Consider the following 18413-nt stretch of genomic DNA (forward strand, 5'->3'; position numbering starts at 1 on the left):
GTGATGCCGTGCGGCCGGTCGTCGGGGGGTTCCTCGCCCCGCCGCCCCTACCCGTCCCATTCCCCAGGGGCTCCGCCCCTTCGACTCCGCCGAGGGGGCGGAGCCCGTTTCGGGGGCCGGCCCCCGGACCCCCGCGCCTCAAACGCCGGAGGGGCTGGAACGTGCGAGGACGAGGCCGTTCAGGCCGACAGCGGGGGCTGGGGGCGGCAGCCCCCAGGGACGGGACGGGAAGAGTCGACCGGGGGCGCAACCAACCCGGTCGCAAGCGGAGCTCAGCCCGCCACCGACACCGACGGCTCGCCCGACATGACGCCGGCCTTCTCCATCTCCTCGGCGATCTTCATCGCCTCCTCGATCAAGGTCTCGACGATCTTCGACTCGGGGACCGTCTTGATGACCTCGCCCTTGACGAAGATCTGGCCCTTGCCGTTGCCGGACGCGACGCCGAGGTCGGCCTCGCGGGCCTCGCCGGGGCCGTTCACGACGCAGCCCATGACGGCCACCCGGAGGGGGACCTCCATGCCGGTGAGGCCCGCGGTCACCTCCTCGGCGAGCTTGTAGACGTCGACCTGGGCACGCCCGCACGACGGGCAGGAGACGATCTCCAGGCCGCGCTGACGGAGGTTCAGGGATTCGAGGATCTGGTTGCCCACCTTGACCTCCTCCACCGGAGGGGCCGAGAGGGAGACGCGGATGGTGTCGCCGATGCCCTCAGCGAGCAGCGCGCCGAACGCCACCGCCGACTTGATCGTGCCCTGGAAGGCCGGGCCGGCCTCCGTCACTCCCAGGTGGAGGGGGTACTCGCACTGGGCCGCGAGCTGCCGGTAGGCGTTGACCATCACCACGGGGTCGTTGTGCTTGACCGAGATCTTGATGTCCCGAAAGTCGTGTTCCTCGAAGAGCGACGCCTCCCACAGAGCCGACTCGACCAGGGCCTCCGGAGTCGCCTTGCCGTACTTCTGCAGCAGCCGCCGGTCCAGCGAGCCCGCGTTGACACCGATACGGATCGGCGTGCCGTGCTCCTTCGCGGCCCGCGCGATCTCCTTGACCTTGTCGTCGAACTGCTTGATGTTGCCGGGGTTGACGCGGACCGCCGCACAGCCCGCCTCGATCGCCGCGAACACGTACTTCGGCTGGAAGTGGATGTCCGCGATCACCGGGATCTGCGACTTCCGCGCGATCGTGGCGAGCGCGTCCGCGTCGTCCTGCGTCGGGCAGGCCACCCGCACGATCTGGCAGCCCGACGCGGTGAGCTCCGCGATCTGCTGCAGCGTGGCGCCGATGTCCGACGTACGCGTCGTGGTCATCGACTGCACCGATACCGGCGCGTCTCCGCCCACTGCCACGGACCCGACCATGATCTGCCGGCTCTTCCGGCGCTCGGCGAGCTTGGTCGGAACGGACGGCATGCCGAGAGAAATCGCAGTCATCTGCTGTGCAACCCCAAGTTGTGGATCAGGATCCGGTCCCGTGAGCAGCGGGCTCCAGGCCCGAGATTACGGCACTGACCCGAACGGAAGCACACGGCCGCCCAACGATCCGCCCAGCAGAAGGCTTCTCAACGGGGCGTGCCCTCCTCCTCATCTGCGGCGTACAAGGAAACCGCCAAGGAAACCGCCATTGAAGCCGCCATTGAAGCCGCACCTTTCACTCGCACGGGTTGGACGAGTGAAGGGCGCGGCACTCCGACCGGCAGTACGACCTGCAGTACGACCCTATGTCGAAAATGGGCGGATTTATGGCTGGTTGGCTAGCTTATGCGGACCGGATTGACGACATCTGCGACCAGGACGAGCAAGGTGAAGCAGATGAAAATGCCGGCCACCACATAAGCCACCGGCATCAGCTTCGCCACGTCGAACGGGCCCGGGTCGGGACGGCGCAGCACCTTCGCCACGTTCCGGCGCAGTGCCTCCCACAGGGCCCCCGCGATGTGCCCGCCGTCGAGCGGGAGCAGCGGAAGCATGTTGAACAGGAAGAGCGAGAGGTTGAAGCCCGCCACCAGCATCAGGAACGTGGCGAGCCGCTGGGTGGCCGGGATGTCCATCGTGGCGATCTCGCCGCCGACGCGGGCCGCGCCGACCACGCCCATGGGGGAGTCGGCCTCGCGCGGCCCGTCACCGAAGGCCGCGTCCCACAGGGCGGGGATCTTGGCGGGCAGGGAGATCAGCGACTCCACGCCGTTCTGCATCATGTCGCCCATGCGGTCCACGGACTGCGGGAAGGTCTGCGGGACGATGCCGCTGGCGGGTGTGAAGCCGAGGAAGCCGGCGGTCACGTACTGGCCCTCGACGTAGCCGCCGTTGCCGTCGGTCTTGCTGACCTGGTTCTTTATGAGGGTGGCGGTGAGGTCGAGCTGCTTGCCGTCGCGCTCGACGGTGAGGGTGACCTCCTTGCCGGGGTTGGCGCGGATGTCCTCCTGGAGGGTGGACCACTCCTTCACGGGGACGCCGTTGAAGGCGACGATCTTGTCCTTGGCCTTGAGGCCGGCCGCCTTGGCGGGCGCGGCCTGGTCGCCCTTCTCGCAGGTCGAGCGGTTCGCGCTGGCCTGGATGACGCAGTCCGAGACCTTGCCGACCGTGGTGGTCTGCATGTTGGTGCCGAACGTCATCATCACGCCGACGAAGATCACGACGGCGAGGATCAGGTTGGCGAACGGGCCCGCGAACATCACGATGACGCGCTTCCAGGGCTTGCGCGTGTAGAAGAGGCGGTTCTCGTCCCCGGGCTTGAGCTCCTCGTAGGCGGCCGCGCGGGCGTCCTCGATCATCCCGCGGAACGGCGACGTCGAGCGGGCCTCTATGCGGCCGTCCTTGCCGGGCGGGAACATGCCGATCATGCGGATGTAGCCGCCGAGCGGGATCGCCTTGATGCCGTACTCCGTCTCGCCCCGGTGGCGCGACCAGAGGGTGGGGCCGAAGCCCACCATGTACTGGGGCACGCGGATGCCGAAGAGCTTGGCGAACGACAGGTGGCCCAGCTCGTGCCACGCGATCGAGATCCCCAGGCCGATCACGAAGACGACTATGCCGAGAATCGTCATCAGGGTGGTCATGCACGCGCCTCCGCGGTGGTCCGCTCGGTCGAGGTGGCCTTGGTCAGTTCCCGGGCCCGGGCACGCGCCCAGGTCTCGGCTTCGAGGACGTCCGCCACGGTCAGGGAAGTTCCCGTTCCGGGTACGCCGTGTTCCTCGACGACCCGGGTGACCGTTTCCATGATCGCGTTGAACGGCAGGGTGCCGTTCAGGAACGCGTCGACACATTCCTCGTTGGCGGCATTGAACACCGCCGGGGCCGTGCCCGCGAGCTGTCCGACGTGGCGGGCGAGCCCGACAGAGGGGAACGCGTCAGTGTCGAGGGGGAAGAACTCCCAGGTGGACGCCTTGGTCCAGTCGAAGGCGGGGGCGGCGTCGGGGACGCGCTCCGGCCAGCCGAGGCCGATGGCGATGGGCCCGCGCATGTCGGGGGGCGTCGCCTGGGCCAGCGTTGATCCGTCCGTGAACTCAACCATCGAGTGGACATACGACTGCGGATGCACGACCACCTCAATGCGTTCGAAGGGAATGTCGTACAGCAGGTGTGCCTCGATGACTTCGAGGCCCTTGTTGACGAGCGTCGCCGAGTTCACGGTGATCACCGGTCCCATGGCCCAGGTCGGGTGCGCGAGGGCGTCCGCCGGGGTGACGTTCGCCAGCTCCGCCTTGGTACGGCCCCGGAACGGGCCCCCGGAGGCGGTGACGACCAGCTTGCGCACATCGGCACGGGTGCCGGCGGCGAGGGCTTGGAACAGGGCGGCGTGCTCGGAGTCGACCGGGATGATCTGGCCCGGCTTGGCCAGCGCCTTCACCAGCGGGCCGCCGACGATGAGCGACTCCTTGTTGGCGAGCGCGAGCGTGCGGCCCGCCTCCAGGGCGGCCAGGGTGGGTGCGAGGCCGATGGAGCCGGTGATGCCGTTGAGCACGGTGTGGCAGTCGGAGGCGGCGAGCTGGGTGGCGGCGTCCGGGCCCGCGAGGATCTCAGGGAGCGGCTCGGTGCCGTACTGGCCCCTCAGGGCCTCCTTCAGCGCGGGGACGGCGTCCTCGCGGGCGACGCCGACCGTCCGGACCCGTAGCCGGTACGCCTGCTCGGCCAGCAGCCCCACCCTCCCTCCGGCGGCCAGGAGCCCGGTGACACGGAACCTGTCCGGGTTGCGCAGGACGAGGTCGATGGCCTGGGTGCCGATCGAACCGGTCGATCCGAGGACGACGACATCCCGGACCCCGGCGACGGGGTCGAAGACGAGATGCGGATCGGCGAGAGGGGCTGGACTGTCGGTCATCCCCCCATTGTGGCCGCACACGGCGCCCGGCCGGACAGCGCGTCGGGCTGCCGGCTCCCTTAGCACCATGTCTCATCCGACAGAGCCATAGAGCCGTTTGTGAAGCACATGTGAAGTCGAGGTGATATCGCTGCTGTCCTGATCGGCGTACGGCCGGTCAGCAGGACGACATCTGGGGGGATTTTCCATGCGCAGAGGGATACGCGCCGCGCTGCCCGCGCTCGCCGGAGCGGTGGCTCTGACGGAGACACTGCTGAGCACGCCGGCCGAGGCGGCCGGCGGCACACGTACACCTTCCGGGATTTGAACCCTCCCCCCAGCTGAACTGAAGCAGGGAGATTCCTGGCTCAGGAAGCCTCACAGACCAGCGGCCTGAGAGGTCTTACTCCCTCGACACCAGCCGGGACGGAACCTGCCCGGTTTGTTGAGCAAAGCTCGGCAGTGCCGTCTTGGTTCTCGATCGGCACAGTGTGCACGCTTGGTTCTCGCAACGCACGATAGCACCTTACCCGACCGTATGGCGGTCTTTCGCCCTGGAGGCGAAACCCCGCCCCCCGCCTCCTACCTCCTGCGGCGCCGCTTCGCGCGGGACTGCCGTGTCCTCGCCCTCGCCGCGCGGGCCGTGCCCTGCGGGGGACCCGCTTCCCCGGAGCCGTCCGGCATCGAGTCCACCGGGGTGAAGTCACCCTCGACGACTCCCTCCACCGTGTCCATGGTCGGGGCGGTGAAGTGGAGGGAGTCCTGAGAGCCGGGGGTGAGGCCGCCGGCGGTGGGGTCGAGGTTGAAGACGTAGCCGACGGACTCCTCCTTGATGGCGTCGGTCATGGCGACGAACATGTCGAAGCCCTCGCGCTCGTACTCGATGATCGGTTCGCGGCCGAGGGTGAAGCGCAGGCCGATGCCGTCGCGGAGGTAGTCCATCTCGTAGAGGTGCTCGCGCCACTTGCGGTCCAGGACGGAGAGCATCACCCGGCGCTCCAGCACACGCAGCACGTCCTCGCCGAGTTCCGCCTCGCGCTCCGCGTAGCGGGCGTGGATGTCCTCGGTGAGCGCGTCCACGATGTGCTGGGCGGTGAGGCCGGCACGGCCGCCGAACTCCTCGTCCAGGTCGTCCAGGGTGATCCGCACGGGGTACAGCTGTTCGATGGCGGTCCAGAGCCGGTCCAGGTGCCACTCCTCGGGGAAGCCGTCCGCGGTCTCCGACTCGACGTACGCCTGGACGGTGTCGTCCATGAAGTGCAGGAGCTGTTCACGCAGGTCCTGGCCCTCCAGGATGCGGCGCCGCTCGGTGTAGATGAGCGTGCGCTGACGGTTGAGGACCTCGTCGAACTTCAGGACGTCCTTGCGGGACTCGAAGTGCTGCCGCTCCAGCTGCGCCTGGGCGGAGGCGACGGCGCGGGTGACCACCTTGTTCTCGATGGGGACGTCGTCGGGGACGTTGGCGGCGGCCATCACCCGGTCCACGACCTGGGCCTGGAAGAGCCGCATGAGGTTGTCCTGGAGCGAGAGGTAGAAGCGGGACTCGCCGGGGTCGCCCTGCCGGCCGGAGCGGCCGCGGAGCTGGTTGTCGATGCGGCGGGCGTCGTGCCGCTCGGTGCCGAGGACGTAGAGGCCGCCGAGCTCGGTGACCGCGTCACGCTCGGCCGCGACCTGGGACGCCACGCGCTGGACGACGGCCCGGCGCTGCGCCTCGTCCGCCTCGTCGGGGAGTTCGGCGAGGGCGAGGGCCTCCGGGTTGCCGCCGAGCATGATGTCGGTGCCGCGACCGGCCATGTTGGTGGCCACGGTGACCGCTCCCCTGCGACCCGCCTGGGCGACGATCAGGGCCTCGCGCTGGTGGTTCTTGGCATTGAGCACCTCGTGCCGGATGCCCCGCCTGCGCAGCAGCCCGGACAGTGCCTCGGACACCTCGACGGTGGTGGTGCCCACCAGGACCGGCTGGCCCTGGGCGTGCCGCTCCTCTATGTCGTCGACCACCGCGGCGAACTTGGCGTCCTCGGTGCGGTAGATCAGGTCCGGCTGGTCCGTGCGGACCATTGGCCGGTTGGTCGGGATGGGGACGACGCCGAGCTTGTAGATCTGGTGGAACTCGGCGGCCTCGGTCATCGCCGTACCGGTCATGCCGGAGAGCTTCTCGTAGAGGCGGAAGAAGTTCTGCAGGGTGATCGTCGCGAGGGTCTGGTTCTCCTCCTTGACCTGCACGCCCTCCTTGGCCTCTATCGCCTGGTGCAGGCCCTCGTTGTAGCGGCGGCCGGCGAGGAGGCGGCCCGTGTGCTCGTCGACGATCAGGACCTCGCCGTCGACGACGACGTACTCGTGATCCCGGCGGAACAGTTCCTTGGCCTTCAGGGCGTTGTTGAGGTGGCCGACCAGCGGGGTGTGGTCGGACTCGTAGAGACTGTCGATGCCGAGCTGGTCCTGGATGAACTCCACCCCGCGGTCCAGCACGGCCACGGTGCGGTTCCTCGGGTCGTACTCGTAGTGGTACTCGTCGCGCAGCGCCCGCAGCCGCTCCTTGTCCAGGGGCTTGACGAAGCGCTCCTCCTGGATCTCGACCCCCTGCATGGGGCGCACCAGCGTGGCGAAGGCCTCGTACCAGTGGGGGGCCTGGTCGGCGGGGCCGGAGATGATCAGCGGGGTGCGGGCCTCGTCGATGAGGATCGAGTCGGCCTCGTCGACGATCGCGAAGTGGTGGCCGCGCTGCACGAGCTCGTCCTGCGACCAGGCCATGTTGTCGCGCAGGTAGTCGAAGCCGAACTCGGTGTTGGTGCCGTAGGTGATGTCGCAGTCGTACGCGGCCCGGCGCTCCTCCGGGGTGGAGCCGGTGCGGATGACGCCCACGGTCAGACCGAGGAACCGGTACGCCCGGCCCATCCAGTCGGCGTCGCGCTGGGCCAGGTAGTCGTTGACGGTGACGAGGTGGACGCCCTGGCCGGCGAGGGCGTTGAGATAGACGGGCAGGGTGGCGACCAGGGTCTTGCCCTCGCCGGTCTGCATCTCGGCGATGTTGCCGCGGTGGAGGGCGGCGCCGCCCATGACCTGCACGTCGAAGTGCCGCATGCCGAGGGTGCGCCGGGCAGCCTCGCGCATGGTGGCGAAGGCCTCGGGCAGCAGGTCGTCGAGGGTCTCCCCGTCGGCGTACCGCTGTTTGTACTCGTCGGTGAGGGCGCGGAGTTCGGCGTCGGTCAGGTCTGTGAAGTCCTCCTCGATGGAGGCGACCTGTGCGGCGATGTGGTGCAGTCGGCGCAGGGTCCTGCCCTCGCCGGCCCGCATGATCTTGCCGGCGACGGTTTCCAGTCCGAGAGCGGGCATTGTCCGAACCCCCAACCACCAGGAGAAAGAATCACGTGTTCCGTTCCGGGGAGTTCCCGGGTTTTGGTTTACCTGCTGCCGCGTCCGCGACGTCTTCCGTGGCGCCCACGTCCATTGTGTCCGCAGTCGCGGCGTCTGCACCCATGACGTCCGAGCCCACGGCATCTGAGCTCACGACGTCTGAACCCACGACGTCTGAACCCATCGCATCCGTGCCCATGACGTCCGCGGCCACGACGTCCGCGTCCATGGCGTCCGCGTCCATGGCGTCCGCGTCCATGGCGTCCGCGTCCATGGCGTCCGCGTCCATGGCGTCCGCGTCCATGGCGTCCGCGTCCATGGCGTCCGCGTCCATGGCGTCCGTGAGCATCCGGATCCAGTGGTTCGCCCGCTGGAGAATGCGGACACCCTGCTGGTTCGCCGTGATCACCTCGCGCAGCACGGGGTCCTTGACCACGTCGAGCGCGCCGCGGAAGAGCTGCTGGATCACCGGACGCTCGCCCGGCAGCCCGGCGTCCAGCAGCGCGTCCACGTCGTGCGGATCGATCCTGCGCACGTGTACGGCGTCGAAGCCGGTCACGGGCGGCCTCGTCTCCTCGTCGACGACGGCCAGCGCGCACTCGTTGAGCAGTACGGCCAGGGCGTCCCGGTGGGTCTCGAAGGACTCCGGGTCCGCCATGCGCAGCTTCTCGGCCATCGGCAGCACTTCGTCCCGGACCGCCCGCAGCGCCCGTACGCGATCCGTCTGAAGGAGATACCCCCAGGCCTCGCGCCGGGCATACGTCAGCTGGACGGAAATTGCGTGACTGTCCCCGATTCCATGGCGCATCTGTCGTCCCCGTTCGCCTTCCGTCCATTGTTGACGCGAGATTTTCGAGCGGCAAGCAGCGGAATGACGACGGGGACGGCAGTGAATTCCTGGGAGGAATATCGAGGGACGGGACATGGGGTGCTTCAGCGACGGGGTGCTAGCGGATGGGACGGTGGACGTTCTCCCGGCGGGACGGTCCGGGGGTTGCGTCGGCGATCCACGGGCCCTCGCCGGACGGGTCGATCACGCCCTGCTCCAGCCACTCGTACGTGCCCGACAGGACGCCCTTGACGACCTTGCGGTCCAGGTCATCGGTGTTGGTCCACAGGCGGGCGAAGAGTTCGTCGACGCGGACGCGGGACTGGCGGCAGAAGGCGTCGGCGAGCTGGTAGGCCTCGCGGCCGTGGTCGCCGGTGGTGCGCAGGTGCTCGGCACGTACGCAGGCCGCACTCATCGCGAACAGTTCGGCGCCGATGTCGACGATCCGGCCCAGGAAGCCCTGCTTGGTCTCCATCCGGCCCTGCCAGCGGGACATGGCGTAGAAGGTGGAACGGGCCAGCTTGCGAGCGCTGCGCTCGACGTGACGGAGGTGGCCGGAGAGGTCGACGTGGCCCGCGGGGTGGAAGTCGCCGTACGCGCGCGGGAGCTGGCCCGCGCCCGCGACGAGCTTGGGCAGCCACTTGGCGTAGAACACGCCGGCGTTCGCGCCCGCCTTCGCCTTGTCGGAGAGGGACTTCTCCGGGTCGATGAGGTCGCCCGCCACGGACAGGTGGGCGTCGACGGCCTCGCGCGCGATCAGCAGGTGCATGATCTCGGTGGAGCCCTCGAAGATGCGGTTGATGCGCAGGTCACGCAGGATCTGCTCGGCGGGGACGCCGCGCTCGCCGCGGGCCATCAGCGACGCGGCGGTCTCGAAGCCGCGGCCGCCGCGGATCTGGACCAGCTCGTCGGCCATCAGGCAGCCCATCTCGGAGCCGTACAGCTTGGCGAGGGCGGCCTCGATGCGGATGTCGTTGCGGTCCTCGTCGGCCATCTGCGAGGACAGGTCCACGACGGCCTCCAGCGCGAAGGTCGTGGCGGCGATGAAGGCGATCTTCGAGCCGACCGCCTCGTGCAGTCCGACCGGCCTGCCCCACTGCTCGCGGGCGCCCGACCACTCGCGGGCGATCTTCAGGCACCACTTGCCCGCGCCGACGCACATGGCGGGCAGGGAGAGACGGCCGGTGTTCAGCGTGGTGAGGGCGATCTTCAGGCCGGCGCCCTCGGGGCCGATGCGGTTGGCGGCCGGGACGCGGACCTGGTGGAAGCGGGTCACGCCGTTCTCCAGGCCGCGCAGGCCCATGAAGGCGTTGCGGTTCTCGACGGTGATGCCCTCCGAGGCGGCCTCGACGACGAAGGCGGTGATCCCGCCCTTGTGGCCCTCGGACTTCGGTACGCGGGCCATGACGACGAGGAGGTCGGCGACCACTCCGTTGGTGGTCCACAGCTTCACCCCGTCGAGGACGTAGCCGTCCCCCTCCGGTACGGCGGTCGTGGCGAGGCGGGCCGGGTCCGAGCCCACGTCCGGCTCGGTCAGCAGGAAGGCGGAGATGTCGGTGCGGGCGCAGCGCGGCAGGAACGTGTCCTTCTGCTCCTGGGTGCCGAACAACTTCAGCGGCTGCGGTACGCCGATCGACTGATGCGCGGAGAGCAGGGCGCCGACCGCGGGGCTCGCGGAGCCGACGAGGGCGAGCGCCTTGTTGTAGTACACCTGGGTGAGGCCGAGGCCGCCGTACTTCGTGTCGATCTTCATGCCGAGGGCGCCGAGCTCCTTGAGCCCGTCGATGACGGCGTCGGGGATCTGTGCGTCGCGCTCGATGACGGACGAGTCGATCTTCGTCTCGCAGAAGTCACGCAGCTTTTCGAGGAACTCCTCGCCGCGCTGCGCGTCCTGGTCGGCGGGCATCGGGTGCGGGTGGATCAGGTCGAGCCGGAAGCGGCCGAGGAAGAGCTCCTTGGCGAAGCTGGGCTTGCGCCAGTCCTGCTCACGGGCTGCCTCCGCCACCTGGCGGGCCTCGCGCTCGGTCACGGCGGGTCGGGGGGAAGGGGAAGCGGGTGCTGCGGACATGAGGCTCACCTCGCCGCGAATAGGGATCTTGGGGCAGGTCCTTACTGACCGGTGCTACTCGATCGTATGTACCCGATTCCGGTCACCCTCACCAGTCCTGGCGCAGCGACCAGCCCAACGCCGGACCGTTGGCGCGCGCCCCTTCCCTGGCCGCTGGTCCCGCGCGACGACACCGCCGGGCACCCCCGCCGCTCCATGGGCTCCATGGCCCGTACGGGCCGCTCGTGGTAGGCAGAGGGCCCGCCCCGGGAGCGGCGCTCCGGGGCGAACCGGCGCACCCGGACCGTCACCCGGACTATCACCCGGACCCTGTGGACGCCCGCACTCCCGAAAGTCCGTGTCGAAGCGCTTCGACAACCTATGGACACCCACTCACCGTCAAGCTACTGTCGAGCCGTCCTCACTCGTCATTGCCCGCAGCGCGCACTGTCGAAGCGCTTCACACCACGCTTGGAGAGCTGGATGGTCACCCTCGCCGAGGTCGCCCAGCACGCCGGAGTCTCGGCGAGCACGGTGAGCTATGTCCTCAGCGGCAAGCGGTCCATCTCCGCGGGCACCCGGCAGCGGGTCGAGCGGAGCATCCAGGAGCTCGGCTACCACCCGAACGCGGGGGCCCGGGCCCTGGCGAGCAGCAGGTCCAACATCATCGCGCTGATGGTCCCGCTCCGTACGGACATGTACGTGCCCGTGATGATGGAGATCGCCATCGCGGTGGCGACCACCGCCCGCACCCACGGGTACGACGTGCTGCTGCTCACCGGCGAGGAGGGCCCCGACGCGGTCCGGCGCGTCACGGGCAGCGGGCTCGCCGACGCGATGATCCTGATGGACGTGGAGCTCGACGACGAGCGGCTGCCGTTGCTGCGGCAGTCGGGCCAGCCGTCGGTGCTCATCGGTCTGCCCGCCGACACCACCGGACTGACCTGCGTCGATCTCGACTTCACCGCGACGGGCGCCCTGTGCGCCGAGCATCTGGCCATGCTCGGCCACCGGGACATCGCCGTCATCGGCGAGGCGCCCGCCGTCTACGAGCGGCACACCGGTTTCGCCGAGCGCACGCTCGACGGGCTGCGGACCCGCTCGCGGGAGCTGGGGCTGCGCGTGCTGCACCGGCCCTGCGAGGGCGGGTACGACGTGATGGCCGTGACCCTCGCCCGGATCTTCGACGAGCGCCCGGGCACCACAGGCTTCGTCGTGCAGAACGAGTCCGCGGTCGCGCCTCTGCTCGCGCTGTTGCGGCAGCAGGGGCGCGCCGTGCCCGAGGACGTGTCCGTGATCGCCGTCTGCCCGGACCAGGTCGCCACCCAGGCGTCCGTGCGGCTCACCTCGGTCGCCATACCGGCGCAGGAGATGGGCCGGCGCGCGGTGGAGCACCTGGTCGCGAAGCTGGACGGGCGCGGGACGGACGAAGTCGTGCTGCTCGCACCGGAGTTGACGGTGCGGGCGAGCACCGGCCCGGTGCCGTCCGCCGGCTGACCCGCACTTCTCCGCCTTCTCCGCCGCCTCCGCTCGATCAGCGCCTCCCGCTCCGTCAGCACCCCCGCTCGATCAAGCCTTCCCGTTCCGTCAGCACCCCCGCTCGATCAAGCCTTCCCGTTCCGTCAGCGCCCCCGCTCGATCAGCGCCTCCGTTCCATCAGCATCTCTCTCCATCAGCGCCTCCAGTTCGATCAGCGCTTCCCGTTCGCCGGCCCTGCCCTGACCTGCCCCGCCCCTCGCCGGCGCCCCCTGTCTGCACTCCTTCAGGAGCACCCGCCGTGAACCAGCCTGCCGAAAACCAGCCCCAGGTCAGCCTCGCGCAGTCCTCCCCCACCGTCGGCACGTTCCGCGAACGGGACGGTGCCCTGGAGTGGAGCGGCCGCCAGGAGACCGTTCTCATCGAGCCCTGGGGCCCCGACGCGGTCCGGGTCCGGGCCCGCCTCGGTGGCCCGGTCCTCGACGGGCTGCCGGGTGCCCTGCTGGACGACCCGCCCGCCACCGGGAGCACCGTCAAGATCGAGGACGGACACGGGCGGCTGACCGTCGGCACGCTGACCGTCGACGTCAGCGCCGAGGGCCGGCTCCGCTTCGTGCGCACCGACAACGGTGCCGAGCTCCTCGCGGAGGAGCGCGCCCACTTCTGGTGGCCGGGCCCGCGCCTCTACACCGCCGTCGGCAACGGTCACCACCGCCTGGAGCAGCGCTTCGCCGCGTACGACGACGAGAAGCTGTACGGCCTCGGACAGCACCAGCACGGACGGCTCGACCAGAAGGGCCTGGTCCTCGACCTGGTCCAGCGCAACGCCGAGGTCGGCATCCCCGTGCTCACCTCCAGCCGCGGCTACACGCTGCTGTGGAACAACCCGGCGATCGGCCGGGTGGAGCTCGCGGGCAACGGCACGCGCTGGGTGGCGGACTCGGCCCGGCAGATCGACTACTGGATCACGGCGGGCGGCCCGGCCGACGCGCAGCGCCGCTACAGCGCGGTCACGGGCCGGACGCCGATGCTGCCCGAGTGGGCGGCGGGCTTCTGGCAGTGCAAGCTGCGCTACCGCACCCAGGACGAACTCCTCGCCGTGGCACGGGAGTACAAGCGGCTCGAACTGCCCATCGACGTGATCGTGTGCGACTTCTTCCACTGGACGCACCTGGGCGAGTGGAAGTTCGACCCGGACGAGTGGCCCGACCCGGCGGGCATGGTGCGGGAGCTGGACGAGCTCGGGATCAAGCTGGTCGTGTCCGTGTGGCCGTCGGTGTCCCCGCTCTCGGAGAACCACCCGGTCATGGAGCAGCGCGGCTACTTCATCGGCACCCAGTACGGGCCGGTGGCCCACGCCGACTGGCCCGACAAGCAGGTCGCCTCCACCGTCCAGGTCGCCTTCTACGACGCGACGAACCCCGAGGCCCGGGAGTTCGTCTGGTCGCGCGTGCGCGACAACTACCTGGAGCCGTACGGCATCACGTCCTTCTGGCTGGACGCCGGCGAACCGGAGATCAAGCCGGGCTTCCAGGAGAACCTGCGCTACTGGGCGGGTCCGGGCCTGGAGGTCGGCAACATGTACCCGCGTGAGAACGCCCGCACCTTCTACGAGGGCATGCTCGCCGCCGGGGAGACCGACATCGTCACCCTCAACCGTTCGGCGTGGGCGGGCAGTCAGCGCTACGGCGCCGCCCTGTGGTCCGGTGACATCCCCACGGACTTCGCGAGCCTGCGCCGCCAGATCGCGGCCGGCCTCAACACGGCCCTGTCCGGCATCCCGTGGTGGAACACCGACATCGGCGGCTTCCACGGCGGCAATCCGGACGAGAAGGAATACCGCGAAGTGATGGTCCGCTGGTTCCAGTTCGGCGCACTGTCCCCGCTGATGCGCCTGCACGGCTTCCGCGAACCGGGCATGCCGCTCGGCCCGGAGATGACCGGCGGTCCGAACGAGGTCTGGTCGTACGGCGAGGAGGCCTACGAGGTCCTCGCGACCTACCTGCGGTTGCGCGAGCGCCTGAAGCCGTACGTCCTGAAGGTCATGCGGGAGGCCCACGAGGAGGGCCTGCCGGTGATGCGGCCGCTGTTCCTGGAGTTCCCCGAGGACCAGGCGGCCTGGTCGGTCGACGACGCGTACCTCCTCGGCGCCGACCTGCTGGTGGCGCCCGTGCTGACGGCGGGTGCGACCGCCCGGACGGCGTACCTGCCGGCGGGAGCGCGCTGGACGGACGCGTGGACCGGTGAGACGTACGAGGGCAGTGCGCCCGTGACCGTGGACGCCCCGCTGGACCGCATCCCGCTGTTCCTTCGGGACGGGGCCCGGCTGCCGATCAACGAGCCGATCGCCGAGTAGGCACCCGCGTCGAATCCCCTTTCTGGGGCCCGGTCTACGCTGGAGCGCCACGGCCACGCGAGCGGAGAGACACAGACAGCATGAACAGCCGTACGGGAGTTCCTCGCCGAGGCACCCGCGGGGGGCGGCCGGGCCGTCACAACGGGCCGACACGCAGAGCGCCCCTGCACAGGACGCGGACGACGATACGCACCACCGGCGCGCCCCTCGGCATACCGGGGGCGGCCGGCCCGGCGCCCGCGGGCGACTCCCGCGGTTTCCTCCCGGGACCCGCCCGGCGTATCGCCGGGTGGAGCGTGCTCACGCTCCTCGTCACCGGTGTCCTCGCCGTGGGTGTATGGCTGTGCATCACGTTCCAGACCGCCGTCACACCGGTGCTGCTCGCGCTGCTCGGCACCGCGCTGCTCGGCCCGTTCTACCGGCGGCTGGTCGCGATGAAGTTCAGCAGGTCCGTCGCCGCCGGGCTGACCTGCGCCGCCGTGGTCCTGGTCGTGGGCGGGGCCGCTTACGTCGTAGTGGCCGCGCTGATCGACACCGGCGACCAGATCATCTCCTCGCTGCGGAACGCGGCGGAGTCCCTCGGTGACGAGTTCGGCCTGGCCGGGACCTCTCTGGACGACCTCGCCAGGAACGCGAAGGGCCTGCTGTCGAAGTTCGGCGGTACCGCGGCCTCCGGGGTGCTCAGCGGAGTCGGCGTCGTCAGCGAGTTCGTCGCGATGGCCGTTCTGGCGCTGCTGCTCATGTTCTTCTTCCTGCGCGACTCCGACCGGGCGGTCGCCGCACTGCACTCGTTCGCGCCGCGAGGCTCCGGCGAGAGCGTCGAGGTCATGGCCCGGCGTGCCTTCCAGGCGATCGAGGGCTTCATGCGGGGGACGACGCTCATCGCCTTCATCGACGGCGTGTGCATCGCGGTCGGCCTGCTGATCCTTCAGGTGCCGGGCGCCGTGGGGCTCGGGGCACTGGTGTTCGTGGGCGCGTACATCCCCTATCTGGGCGCCTTCCTCTCGGGCGCGGTCGCGATCCTGGTCGCGTTCGCGGACCGCGGCCTGGTGACGGCGCTGTGGGCGCTGGGCGTGGTCCTGGCGGTGCAGCTCCTGGAAGGGAACGTGCTCCAGCCGATGATCCACAGCCGGACGGTGCAGATGCACCCGGCGGCGATCCTGCTGGCCCTGACGGCGGGCGCCTCGATCGCCGGGATCCTCGGCATGCTCCTCTCGGTACCCCTCACCGCGGCGGCGTTCGGTGTGTTGTCGGAGCTCCGGGCCCGGTACGGGGACGGAGCGGCAGAGGAAACGGCCGGGACAGCCAGGACAGCCAGGACGACCGGGGCGGTCAGGATGCCCGGGGCTGCCGGGAGTCCTTCGACAGCCGGGAGTCCTTCGACTGCCCGGTGACCGGGACCTCGCCGAGCGAGGGAAGGCTGCCCCGCCTCACCACGCCCTGTGGGCCGAGGTCGACCGGCCCCGACCGCACGGTCTCGGCCACCGGTGGGTCCCGGTGGCCGAGACCGTCCGCGGTCCCGTGGCCTAGCCGACGACCCGGCCCAGTTCGATCCGGTCGATGTTCGGCGCCCACGCGCCCGCGTTCCCGAACGTCACCTTGTTGGCGCCCTTCTTCAGGTCGACCGGGACGCCCACCGTCCAGTAGTCGTCCCAGCTCCAGGTGTTCTTGAAGGTGACCTTCCGCGGGGCGGCGGTGCCGACCGTGATGTCCGCCGTGCGGGACATGATGTCCGTGTTGTAGGCGTGGCCGTTGTCGCGCCGGTCGTTCTGCGCGTAGTGGACGACCAGCACGTAGCGTCCGGAACTGGGCGCGTCCACGGTGAACGCGGCGGTGCTGGCGGCGCTGTTGCCGAGCCATCCGATGTAGGAACCCGCGGAGGCGTGGGCGGAGTCGACGAGCCTGGCCCCGCCCGCGAGGGTGGCCGCGGCGCCCTCGTACGAGAGCGTGCCGGAGGCCGATCCGTCGCACGAGACGTCGAGGGAGCGGACGGCGGCGTGCCCGGCGGTCATGGCCACGCGGTTGTTGCCCGCGACGAGATAGAGCCGCAGGGGCCGGCCGGGCGCCGCCGTGACCGTCTCTCCGTGCAGGCCCAGCTTCACGGCAGCCGAGGCCTGCGGCACCACCGTGTAGTAGCCGTCGCGCGGTGCGTAGACGTCGAAGACCGCCTTGTCGCCGTCAGCCAGGACGAGGGCGCCCGTGCCGGTCCCGGCGGAGGAGGAGTAGTCGTACGCGGGCTTCCCGCTGATGTCGGCGAGCGTGGCCTCGTACGAGGCGGACGGCGCGCCGGTGCGGGCGGTCAGGTCGACACGGTCGAGGGTGACCTCGGCGTCGCCCTTGGCCAGGGTCAGCACATGGCTGCCGGCCGCCAACTCCACGCTGACGTCCTTCTTGGCGCGGTAGGTCCAGTTCTCGGTGGACGGGTAGGTGACCGTGACCGGGGAGCCGCCGTCGACGGACAGCTTCTGGGTGGCGGGTGCGCCGGACTGGTTGCCGTACAGGATCGCCAGGTCGTACGTTCCCGCCTTGGGCACCGTCACCGTGAAGTCGACCTTGCTGGTGGCGGTGTTGAGGGAGCCGACGTCCTTCGTCCCGGAGGCCGCGTAGCCGTTGGCGTTGCTGACCGTGCCCTGGGTGTAGACCTGGCCGCCGGTGATGGCCGCGTCCTCGGCCTCGTACGAGGCGGTCCAGGGGACGGAGGCGGCGGCCGGGGTTCCGGAGCCGCCGGGGGTGAGGACGATCCGGTACGCGGACATCTTGTGCATGCCGCGCAGCGGGACGGTCAACGTTCCGTCGTCCGCGACCTCGACCTTCGTGCGGGCGAGGACTCGGGGCGCGGCGTGCTGGCCCTCGTAGCCGGACCAGGCGGCCTCGGCGACGGTCGCGGTGACCGTACCGCCGAAGAGGGACGGGGAGACGTTCTCGACCACGACGTCGCTGTCGCCGCCGGAGCCGCCGAGCAGGACCTGGGCCTGGCGGCGCGAGGTGTCGAGGGAGGCGAGGCCCTGGAGGGTGTCGATGGTGTTGGCCTGCGGCGGGGTCACCCTGACGGTGTCGCCGGTCAGCCCGGCGTACCAGCGGAAGAACCACCAGCCGCCGTTGGGGATGTTCGACCGTACGACATGGCCGCTGAGGTTGCCGGCCGCGTCCCAGTAGGCCGCGTTGGCGTACACCTTGTTCCGCTCGAACATCGAGACCCACTGCACGAGCTGTCCGGGCACGGACAGATCGCGGCGGTTGGCGTACTCGTCGATGTTGATCTTCAGCGGGGTTATGCCCGCTTCCCGCTCCAGGGCTCGGTAGTCGTCGTAGTGGGCCTGGAAGTCCCGCAGGGAGCCGGAGCCCAGCTCGTGCCAGGTCATCACCTGGGGCAGGACGTTCTCGCGCTTGGCGAAGGCGAGGAAGTCCCTCAGCAGGCGTGGGTGGTAGGCGGCCTCGTTGGGGCCGGCGATCCTCGCGTCGGGGTCGATCGCGCGGATGCGCTGGTAGACCGTCTTCCAGTCCTTGAAGAACCGGTCGCGGTTCACCTCGTACTGCGCCTGGTCGGCGACCCCGAGCTTGTACCAGATCTGGTCGGGCTCGTTGAACGGGATGTAGACGAAGCGGTCGCTGTTGGGGTCGGCCGCGACCTCCCTGACGATCCTGTCGACCTTGGGGAGGTAGTCGTCGATGCCGAGGTCCTCGTAGGGCCACTTGGCGTAGATGTCCTGCATCATCACGTTGATCTCGCCGCCGCCGTTGCGGAAGAACGACTTCGAGACGGTGAGCGCGTCGCCGTTGGGGTGCTGGGCGCCACCCTCCGGTTTCTGCGAAATGCTGGTGATCTTCAGGGGCTCCAGCGCGGCGTCGCTGGGCACCCCGTCGTCGCTGAGCCCGTAGAGAGCTCCGTTCGCGCCGAGCATCACCGGGCCCTCGGAGGTGGCCAGGTCGACGGTGAGGCGCTGCGGGTCGGCGGCGGCTGCCGCGGGACCGGCAGCGGGGAGGGTGCCTGCCATTGCGGTGACTCCAAGTACGGCGGTGACCAAGGTGGTTCTGATACGGGATCTCGTGCGGGC

Annotated in this window: 10 protein-coding genes and 1 pseudogene; 4 read left to right on the forward strand and 7 right to left on the reverse strand. The window is 69.9% G+C overall.

Annotated elements, in window-relative coordinates; translation table 11 throughout:
* Positions 1–272: 272 nt before the first annotated feature.
* From ispG to dxr, 3 genes are all read right to left on the reverse strand, one after another.
* Positions 273–1430: a flavodoxin-dependent (E)-4-hydroxy-3-methylbut-2-enyl-diphosphate synthase gene (gene ispG, locus FPZ41_RS20260; RefSeq protein ID WP_152864574.1), complete on the reverse strand. Its 1158-nt coding sequence runs from the start codon at positions 1428–1430 to the stop codon at positions 273–275.
* A gap of 320 nt (positions 1431–1750) precedes the next feature.
* Positions 1751–3055, reverse strand: coding sequence for a M50 family metallopeptidase (locus FPZ41_RS20265; protein ID WP_152864576.1), 1305 nt, complete (start codon positions 3053–3055; stop codon positions 1751–1753).
* Positions 3052–4317 carry a 1-deoxy-D-xylulose-5-phosphate reductoisomerase gene (dxr, locus tag FPZ41_RS20270; protein ID WP_152864577.1) on the reverse strand — a complete coding sequence of 422 codons (1266 nt, stop codon included), beginning with the start codon at positions 4315–4317 and terminating at the stop codon, positions 3052–3054. The genes FPZ41_RS20265 and dxr overlap by 4 nt, the downstream gene beginning before the upstream one ends.
* Before the next feature lie 187 nt (positions 4318–4504).
* Between dxr and FPZ41_RS20275 the strand changes: the two are divergent.
* Positions 4505–4600 (forward strand): annotated as a pseudogene (locus FPZ41_RS20275) (lamin tail domain-containing protein); the annotation flags it as partial.
* A gap of 278 nt (positions 4601–4878) precedes the next feature.
* Here the strand turns inward: FPZ41_RS20275 and secA are convergent.
* The 3 genes from secA to FPZ41_RS20290 form a co-directional block, all read right to left on the reverse strand.
* Entirely contained in the window at positions 4879–7629 is a 2751-nt protein-coding gene (gene secA / locus FPZ41_RS20280; RefSeq protein WP_194236151.1) for a preprotein translocase subunit SecA, read from the reverse strand.
* Between the two features lie 31 nt (positions 7630–7660).
* A complete protein-coding gene (locus tag FPZ41_RS20285) occupies positions 7661–8458 on the reverse strand; it encodes a hypothetical protein (RefSeq protein ID WP_152864578.1) in 798 nt (265 codons plus the stop codon).
* A 139-nt stretch (positions 8459–8597) separates the two neighbouring features.
* Complete coding sequence (locus tag FPZ41_RS20290) at positions 8598–10547, reverse strand: acyl-CoA dehydrogenase family protein (RefSeq protein WP_152864579.1); 1950 nt, start codon at positions 10545–10547, stop codon at positions 8598–8600.
* Positions 10548–11009: 462 nt separating this feature from the next.
* Between FPZ41_RS20290 and FPZ41_RS20295 the strand changes: the two genes are divergently transcribed.
* From FPZ41_RS20295 to FPZ41_RS20305, 3 genes are all read left to right on the forward strand, one after another.
* Entirely contained in the window at positions 11010–12023 is a 1014-nt protein-coding gene (locus tag FPZ41_RS20295; protein ID WP_152864604.1) for a LacI family DNA-binding transcriptional regulator, read from the forward strand.
* Positions 12024–12303: 280 nt separating this feature from the next.
* A complete protein-coding gene (locus tag FPZ41_RS20300) occupies positions 12304–14358 on the forward strand; it encodes a glycoside hydrolase family 31 protein (protein WP_322620483.1) in 2055 nt (684 codons plus the stop codon).
* Positions 14359–14654: 296 nt separating this feature from the next.
* Positions 14655–15752 carry an AI-2E family transporter gene (locus FPZ41_RS20305; RefSeq protein WP_322620484.1) on the forward strand — a complete coding sequence of 366 codons (1098 nt, stop codon included), beginning with the start codon at positions 14655–14657 and terminating at the stop codon, positions 15750–15752.
* 132 nt (positions 15753–15884) lie between these two features.
* Here the strand turns inward: FPZ41_RS20305 and FPZ41_RS20310 are convergent, their stop codons facing one another.
* A complete protein-coding gene (locus tag FPZ41_RS20310; RefSeq protein ID WP_152864581.1) occupies positions 15885–18353 on the reverse strand; it encodes a CBM35 domain-containing protein in 2469 nt (822 codons plus the stop codon).
* Positions 18354–18413 lie beyond the last annotated feature (60 nt).

The organism is Streptomyces acidicola, from assembly GCF_009377235.1.
GTDB lineage: Bacteria > Actinomycetota > Actinomycetes > Streptomycetales > Streptomycetaceae > Streptomyces > Streptomyces acidicola.